The following is an 8,092-nucleotide window of genomic DNA, read 5'->3' as shown; positions in this document are numbered from 1 at the left end:
CCTCGTATAATAAGTTTATAGCAGTCATTTAACTGACTATAAACTTATTTATTTTTATATTTTAGTATAGATAAGAAAGTATCTATGTTTTTCTGTGGGGATTCTCCCAATTCCATAGTTGCTGTCTATTCTACTTTCCAATCTGTACAGATTTCATTTAACTGTTTATAAAGGAATTTCCTAATGTTAAAATAGTCCTAACGGAACTTTAGCAAAGGTTACTGCTTTTTTCCTCCTGCAAAACTTATTGTTATTGCCTTTTTTTAAGCTCGTAAAAACAATAATTATTTTTTCTTATTGACTTTTATTATTGATTTTTATTATTAACTTTTATTATTGATTTTTCTTAGCTGGACTTAATATATTCCTTACTAAATATAAAAAAACTTCCGTCCTAAAACATTAGAACGAAAGCTACTTCCGCGTTACCACCTAAATTGGTTAATTAAACTTAACCCACTCATTATCTCTATATGGGGAGACCCCCTAAACCTACTACGCAATAAGGCTTTCAGTTTAAGCTCCAGAGCTTCTTTCTATAGAATCAAATATTAGGCTTGCACCCTCCCTAACTCGCTTTAAATTAATTTCTATATACTCTTCTCCTTCAATGCATTTATCAATATTATTATTTTCAAAATATAGTACTATTATACCTATACCGCTGATTATTGTAAATAGTATAGCTATATTTTTATTAATCAATCCAAAATTAGCTTTTGTTTATTTATTTTTTTACTAGCTGTAATGTAAAAAACGCCATAGATTCAAACATTAAAACTAAAAAGACTATCAAAAATATAGGTGATAGTTTTTTTCCAGTGGTTGAGTGTTGTACATATTTCAAGCATTGCTAACACTTATTAAAAGAATACTTACTGCCTATGATTTATACATGGTTTGCGTTAAAATTTTCTAATAAAATCTTTAATTAATAGAGGAAAAATACTATACTTAATAGTATTATAGTATTTAATGCCACCTATTAAACCCTTACATCCTCCGAGATAAACAACGGAAGTTTTACGGGTTTCTTAATAAATATGAAAAATTAGAGAGGTTTTTATATGAGAAAAAAAGATATACTTGAATTAAAAAAACGTTTAAAAAAAGATCATTGCACCTTCACTAAACTGTGTGGTTGCTATGTTAATGGTGAAAAAAATATTATTTTAAATTTTAGAGAAAGCTTTTTAAATTTAGATGAGGATGAGTACTTTAAGTATTTAGAAATTGCTAAAAAAGTTCTCTCTGGAACTATTGGCAATAATATTTTAGAACTTAATTTTCCACTAAATGAGAATCTTGAAAATGAAAAACAACTTTCTCTTATTAAGCTTAAAAGAAGTCAATTAAAAGATGATGCCTTGCTTCAAGATTTTTATAAATCTATTATAGATAACTATGATTATACTGGTAATTTTTTAATACTAGTTTTTCATGATGCTTATGATGTTATTACTAAAACTAATGATAATGCTAAGATAGATGAGTCTGAAGAAGTTTATGAGTATATTTTATGTGCAATATGTCCTGTTTCACTTTCAGATCCTGGGCTTAGATATTTTGAAGAAGAAAAGAAAATAAAGGCACGTATTAGAGATTGGGTGGTTAATGTTCCTACCCTTGGCTTTGTGTTTCCTGCTTTTATTGATCGTAGTTCAGACGTTAACGCTATTATGTACTACACTAAAAATGCAAAGGATCCACATCCTGAATTAATGGAAAATGCTTTAGGTTGTTCTTCAAAACAAACTGCAACTATACAAAAGGAAACTTTCCAAGCAATTATTAAAGATCATATTAGTACTGATGAAAAAGAAGCTGAGAAAACTTTTATGGAAATACAAGAAAACCTAAATAGTATGATAGATGAATACAATGAAATGTATGGTGATACAGATGCCGAACCTATAACCTTAACACAAAAGGAGATACAAAATCTTCTAATAGAAAGCGGAGTTCCTGAAGAAGTTACTACTAAAATTGAAAAATCTTATGTAGAAAGCTTTGGTGAAGACCTGCCTTTAGCCGATAATTTAATTGACCAAAAGGCACTTAAGGCCAATGCTCAAAGAAAAAAGGAAGAACAGCTTGAAAAGCAAGTAGAAATACTTCAAACTAGACTTAAAGAAGTTAAACAAGAGGCAGCTGTAGATAATGAGGATGTCTTGTCTACAGAAATTAATGATGATAATGTGGTATCAGAAGAAGCTGACGATACAAATTCAGAAGATAATAAAGTTACTTCTGACTATGACGTTATACTTCAAGTAAAACCTGAAAAAATACCTCAAATAAAATCTCAAATAATTGATGGTCAAAAATGCATAGTTATTCCTATTAATGAGGATGAACAAGCTACAGTTAATGGCCTGGATGATTTGGTTTAAATTATATAAACTTCACTTATTTATGGTACGGTTCTCCGTAACTACTCCAAGTGAAGTTTTTCCATTTTATTCTTGTGTATATATTCTACATAAATATGGTATAATTCTAAAGTAATATTTTGAAATCCGTAGTAGGATGGCTGCGGAGGTTTTGAACATTTTATCCTCCTTGGACTATTGGTGAATATATCATCATAGTTAGGGGGGGTGGTATTGGATATGCTAGAATTAACTATAAAAAGCTTTGTTACTATTTATATCATTAAATTAGTTTTAAAACATAATCTTTTTATTTCTAAGTTAATTATCAAGATTAAATTTCTTGGTATTCATATAGAACTTAATGGCAAAGAGAAAAAGCACCCATCCGACCAAGAATAGTGCTTAACTCTTAATTAAATCTCTATTTAATTCATCCAATAGCCCTAAAACAAAATAAATGTTCTAAGGATTGCTTAGTGTTACCAGCACTAAGCCTTTCTTGCTAGAATTCTTAGAAATTTTATTTCTTTAGAATTCTGCACTCCTCAGCTCGCCTAAGTGAGTTTCTTATTTATATTATATCAAATTTTTATAAAAAATAAACCTAAATAATTGTTATATTTAAAAATGTCCGCCTTAGCAATATATAAATTAGCAGTAATATCAGATGCCTGGCCCTCCTTAGAAAATGTCTTTAAACAAGCAGGCTTAAGGGATTACTTTTCATCATTTGTCATATCTTCTCAAAAGGGGGGTGCAAAATCCCATAAATTAATATATAAAACATCATTCAAATTAAATGCTTTCTGTTTTTTCTCTTTTATCTTTTATTTTTACATATATATTATATAATAAATATAATAAATATATTAAGATAATATATTTTAGGAGGCTTTATTTTTTTATGAACAATAAACTAACTGAAGAAAATATGAAAAAATTAGAAGAAGAATTAGAATATAGAATGACTGTAAAGAGAGCTCAAATTGCAAAAGAAAAATTAGAAGCTGCTGCCCATGGTGATAGATCTGAAAACGCTGAGTATAAAGAAGCTTGTGCAAATTATAGAGAAAATGATAATAGAATTCAGTATTTAATGACTATGATTTCCACTGCAACTATAATAGATGAAAATGATGTGAATAAATCAATACTAGGAATTAATAGCAAGGCTAGAATTAAATTTGTAGAAGATGATTTTGAAGATGTTATAACATTAGTAACCACTATGGATTTGGATCCTGAAAATATGCATATAAGTATAGAATCAGATTTAGGCAAGGCCCTATCAGGCAAAAAAGCTGGAGATGTAGTTGAAGTTAATGCCCCCGGAGAAAAATATTCAGTAGAAGTATTAGAAATACTGTAATTTTTCATTTATAAGTCAGTATACATTTACGAACCTAGTAGGGATTTATGAGTTAGTATACATTTATGAGTCTAGCAGGCATTTACGAGTCCAGTAGGCATAACAATTAAGTTTGCCACTGGATTCTCTTTTAATTTTTTAGATATGTTTTACAATACTATTTTATATTTTCAGCAAATCCCTTATTTCTCCACTTTCCTTTTTTAAAGAAAATTGTAGTTATAATAGCTCCTAATGTCCATGAAACAAGCAGTGAAATAAATGTAGATTCAGGTCTTCCTGTAGGATATGCTGCACTTCTAGTAAGATAAGCAATTCCATAAGCCACAGGAACACGCACAATAACTGTAGTAATTAGTGAAATCCACATAGGTGTCATTGTATCCCCGGCACCTCTCATAACACCTGATAAACTTTGTGTTACAGCCATTGCAATATACCCAAAGGCTAGAATCTTCATCATATGCATGCTTAAGTCAACTAACTCTTTTGTATCTGTAAAAACTCCCATAAGGTATCTTCCAAAAATTAAAATTAAAATCGTTATGGTAGTGGACACTCCAACTGCAATCATGGTACCATCCTTAGTTCCTTGGTCAACTCTATCCATTTTTCTAGCTCCAATATTTTGTCCTGCATAGGTTGTCATAGCCGTTCCAAAAGTAAAATTAGGCATCATTGCAAATCCATCTACACGCATAACTATTACATTACACGCAATAACCATTTCTCCAAAACTATTAGTTAAGGATTGTACAACTATCATAGCAAGAGAAAATATTGCTTGAGTTAATCCTGATGGCAATCCTAGTTTTATAAGCTTAAGAGAATAGTCCTTTTCAACTTTCAACATTTTTAAATTTAAATCAAATACACTCCTCATTTTTGATAATTTAATAATACAAAGCACCGCTGATATTCCTTGAGCAACAACAGTTGCAATAGCAACTCCTGGAACTCCCAAACCCATACCTGCAACAAACCAAAGGTCCAATATAACATTTAAAATTGTAGAAATAATCAAAAACACAAGTGCAGATACAGAGTCACCTAGCCCACGAAGAACTCCTGCTAAAATGTTATAGTAAGCAAAGCCTGCAATACCTACGTAATAAATAATAAGGTATTTTGTACACCAATCAATTATAGAAGCTGGGGTTTTTAATAATAAAAGCAGTGGACGTGTAACCATAGGTCCTATAATCATTATTATTATAGAAGCAATGGCAGTAAGTGTCATGCAAACACCGATGGTATGAGATAATTGCTTGCGTTTTTTGGCCCCAAAATATTGTGCAACCATAATCCCTGCTCCTGTGGCAATTCCAACGAAAAGCACAAGCAGAAGGTTTAATATAGGAGCTGCACTTCCAACTGCAGCAAGAGCATTATCACCTACATATTTTCCTACAATAATAGAATCAGCTGTGTTATAAAGCTGCTGAGCTACGTTTCCAATTAGCATAGGTATAGAAAATTCAACAATTCTCTTCCATGGTGTGCCCTCAGTCATATCCTTTGCGGTAAATATTTTTAAAATCTTTTCCATACTTTTCTCCCTCCCTATTATTAATTATAACATAACTCTCAGCCAATAATTCTAAATTTCCTCAAAAACATCGATTATTCCTTTTTATACCTTATTTACCGCGTTTTTTCCACTATAGTGTTGTAAATTCATCGTAAAGCTTTATTTTGCACGGTTTAAGTAATCCTATTACTAGGGACGGTTAAGCTATTTTAGCTTAATTCATAGCTAAAATAGCTTAACCGTCCCTATTTTTTCATATTTTTTCAACCGTCCCTATTTTTTTATTTTATTTTTCATTCATAACTAAAACTTCTTAACCGTCCCCATTATTTTGGTGTATACTTAACAGTGGGGGGGAACAAGAATGAGACAAAAAAATGATTTTACTAAGGGAAGTGTTCCAAAACGCATATTAAGTCTTGCTTTACCTATGACTTTAGCGCAACTTATAAACATTCTTTATAATATTGTAGATCGTATGTATATTGGTAGAATTCCGGGAGCATCCACTTTAGCTCTTACGGGCATTGGTATTACACTTCCTATTATTACAATAATAATGGCTTTTGCTAATCTTTTTGGAATGGGTGGTGCTCCACTTTGTTCTATCGCTAGGGGTAGAGGCGATATTGAGGAAGCTGAAAAAATAATGGGAAACTCTTTTTCGCTTTTAATTATATTTGGTGCCGCGCTAACTATATTAGGATTAATTTTTAAGAAACCTCTGCTATTTCTTTTTGGTTCTAGCAGTTCTACATTTTCATATGCAAATGACTATATTACAATTTATTTAATTGGAAGCATATTTGTTATGATAAGCCTTGGCATGAACAGTTTTATTAATTGTCAAGGATTTGGACGGATAGGCATGATGACCATTTTGCTGGGTGCTATTACAAATATCATATTAGACCCTATTTTTATATTTTTATTGCATATGGGTGTTAAGGGTGCAGCATTAGCTACTGTAATATCTCAATTTTTATCCTGTTATTGGGTTTTAAAATTTTTAACTGGAAGAGATGCAATTCTTAGGCTTAAATATAAAAATTTCAAAATAAATTTGTCAATATTAAAGAGAATTGTTTTTCTTGGATTATCTAGTTTTATTATGGCTCTTACAAATAGTGTTGTACAAGTTGTTTGTAATATTACTTTACAAATTTACGGTGGCGATTTATATATAGGTATCATGACCATTATTAATTCTGTACGTGAAATCATTATGATGCCTGTACGGGGAATTACTAACGGTTCTCAACCAGTTCTAGGTTTTAATTACGGTGCAAAAGAATATGGTCGAGTTAGAAGCGGAATTAAATTTATGTCTGTAGTTTGCATAATTTATACATTTGCACTGTGGCTTATTTTAAGAACTTTTCCTGAATTTTTTATAAGAATATTTAATAATAATCCTGAACTAATCAAAAATGGTGTTCCTGCAATGAATATCTACTTTTTCGGTTTCTTTATGATGTCTTTACAATTTTCAGGGCAGTCTACTTACGTCGCCCTTGGAAAATCCAAGCAGGCAATATTCTTTTCACTGCTACGTAAAATAATTATCGTGGTTCCACTTACATTGATGCTACCTAAAATGTTTAATTTAGGCACTAATGGAGTATTCTTGGCCGAGCCAATTTCTAATTTCCTAGGTGGACTAGCTTGCTATATAACAATGCTGCTGACAGTTTGGCCACGCCTTAAAGAAAAGAAAGAGTGCTTAAATGAATCCAATATATCATAGTAAAGTGACTAGTTAATAATTCAACTTTCGCAGTTATAAAAATATATGGGGACAGTTAATTCCTTTTAGCAATGGAAATAATCAAAAATAATTGGGGACAGTTAACAACTTTTAGGCAATATTTTGATGAAAAGTTGTTAACTGTCCCCATTAACTACTCCTTACTTCTTACTTTTTACTTTTTACTTATTATTTACAACGATAATTGTATCCATACAATTGCCAAAATGTTTTTTCAGCAATATAATAGTCCTGGCACCATAGAAGGCCAATAATATATAACATTATTGTATGTACTATAATTGCATACCGTATATACATAACATTTATTATAGTAGGCCTAGTAATTTTATGGGAAAATATTAGCTATAAGCGGGGGGATTATATGAAAAATAAAAATTTAAAAATACTAAAATTATGTCAAACTGCATTATTTGCGGCATTATGCTTTGTATCATTTACTTTTCTTCAATTTAAAATTCCAGTACCAGGGGGAGATGCCACTTCATTGCACATAGGTAATGCATTTTGTGTATTAGCTGCTTTACTTCTTGGTGGATGGTATGGAGGATTGGCTGGAGCTATTGGAATGACCATAGCAGATTTATTGGATCCTGTATATATTTTAGTAGCACCAAAAACATTTGTATTGAAATTATGTATTGGTTTAATAACAGGATTGGTTGCTCATAAGTATGCCAAAATAAGCAAGAGCAATGATAAGGGTTATATATTTAAATGGAGCATTATCGCTTCAATTTGTGGACTAGGTTTTAATGTGATTTTCGATCCTGTAGTAGGATATTTCTATAAACAATATATTTTAGGACAACCTCAAAAGGCTGCGGCAATCCTAGCTAAATTAAGCGCATTTGCTACATTTTTTAATGCAGTTGTATCTGTAATACTAGTAGCTTTAATTTTCAATGCTACATTGCCACTTTTAAGGAAATCAGGCTTTTTATTGCCAATTGAAAAAACTGAGTAATAAATAATTATTTATTATATTTTATATGTAATAAAAAAACTTTTTATATTCTAAAAGAATAAAAGGGGACAGTTAACAACTT

General features: G+C 30.7%; 6 protein-coding genes, 1 pseudogene and 1 other annotated feature. Of the genes and pseudogenes, 6 read left to right on the top strand and 1 reads right to left on the bottom strand.

Translation table 11 applies throughout. The features are described 5' to 3' along the window. Positions 1–400: 400 nt before the first annotated feature. Positions 401–620, bottom strand: a binding site (T-box leader). Between the two features lie 447 nt (positions 621–1,067). From FGK85_RS13945 to FGK85_RS13930, 4 genes and pseudogenes are all read left to right on the top strand, one after another. After that, on the top strand, positions 1,068–2,393 hold the full coding sequence (locus tag FGK85_RS13945; RefSeq protein WP_138207628.1) for a DUF4317 domain-containing protein: 1,326 nt from the start codon (positions 1,068–1,070) through the stop codon (positions 2,391–2,393). A 213-nt stretch (positions 2,394–2,606) separates the two neighbouring features. Next, positions 2,607–2,774, top strand: coding sequence for a hypothetical protein (locus FGK85_RS13940; protein WP_171011441.1), 168 nt, complete (start codon positions 2,607–2,609; stop codon positions 2,772–2,774). A gap of 246 nt (positions 2,775–3,020) precedes the next feature. Next, positions 3,021–3,170 (top strand): annotated as a pseudogene (locus tag FGK85_RS15830) (HAD family hydrolase); the annotation flags it as partial. Between the two features lie 109 nt (positions 3,171–3,279). Next, positions 3,280–3,744, top strand: coding sequence for a GreA/GreB family elongation factor (locus FGK85_RS13930; RefSeq protein ID WP_138207624.1), 465 nt, complete (start codon positions 3,280–3,282; stop codon positions 3,742–3,744). A gap of 157 nt (positions 3,745–3,901) precedes the next feature. On the opposite strand, the gene FGK85_RS13925 is transcribed toward FGK85_RS13930, so the two are convergent. Then, on the bottom strand, positions 3,902–5,293 hold the full coding sequence (locus tag FGK85_RS13925; RefSeq protein WP_138207622.1) for an MATE family efflux transporter: 1,392 nt from the start codon (positions 5,291–5,293) through the stop codon (positions 3,902–3,904). Between the two features lie 346 nt (positions 5,294–5,639). Here FGK85_RS13925 and FGK85_RS13920 point away from each other — a divergent pair, with 346 nt between their 5' ends. Together FGK85_RS13920 and FGK85_RS13915 are read left to right on the top strand one after the other, a co-directional pair. Further along, positions 5,640–7,022 (top strand): MATE family efflux transporter, encoded by a 1,383-nt coding sequence (locus tag FGK85_RS13920; RefSeq protein WP_138207620.1) that lies wholly within the window; start codon positions 5,640–5,642, stop codon positions 7,020–7,022. A gap of 385 nt (positions 7,023–7,407) precedes the next feature. Then, the gene (locus tag FGK85_RS13915; RefSeq protein ID WP_138207618.1) at positions 7,408–8,010 is read left to right on the top strand and encodes an ECF transporter S component; all 603 of its coding nucleotides are present in this window, start codon (positions 7,408–7,410) and stop codon (positions 8,008–8,010) included. The last annotated feature ends 82 nt before the right edge of the window (positions 8,011–8,092 follow it).

Origin of the sequence: Haloimpatiens lingqiaonensis (assembly GCF_901447495.1) — a bacterium.
Taxonomy (GTDB): domain Bacteria; phylum Bacillota; class Clostridia; order Clostridiales; family Clostridiaceae; genus Haloimpatiens; species Haloimpatiens lingqiaonensis.
The sequence above is the reverse complement of the archived record's forward strand: the minus strand, read 5'-3'. Positions and strand labels throughout refer to the sequence as shown.

What these genes read in the sequence shown, in the direction of transcription:
- FGK85_RS13945 (WP_138207628.1), top strand. Translation starts at nt 1,068, where the DNA reads ATGAGAAAAAAAGATATACTTGAATTAAAAAAACGTTTAAAAAAAGAT.
- FGK85_RS13930 (WP_138207624.1), top strand. Translation starts at nt 3,280, where the DNA reads ATGAACAATAAACTAACTGAAGAAAATATGAAAAAATTAGAAGAAGAA.
- FGK85_RS13925 (WP_138207622.1), bottom strand. Translation starts at nt 5,293, where the DNA reads ATGGAAAAGATTTTAAAAATATTTACCGCAAAGGATATGACTGAGGGC.
- FGK85_RS13920 (WP_138207620.1), top strand. Translation starts at nt 5,640, where the DNA reads ATGAGACAAAAAAATGATTTTACTAAGGGAAGTGTTCCAAAACGCATA.
- FGK85_RS13915 (WP_138207618.1), top strand. Translation starts at nt 7,408, where the DNA reads ATGAAAAATAAAAATTTAAAAATACTAAAATTATGTCAAACTGCATTA.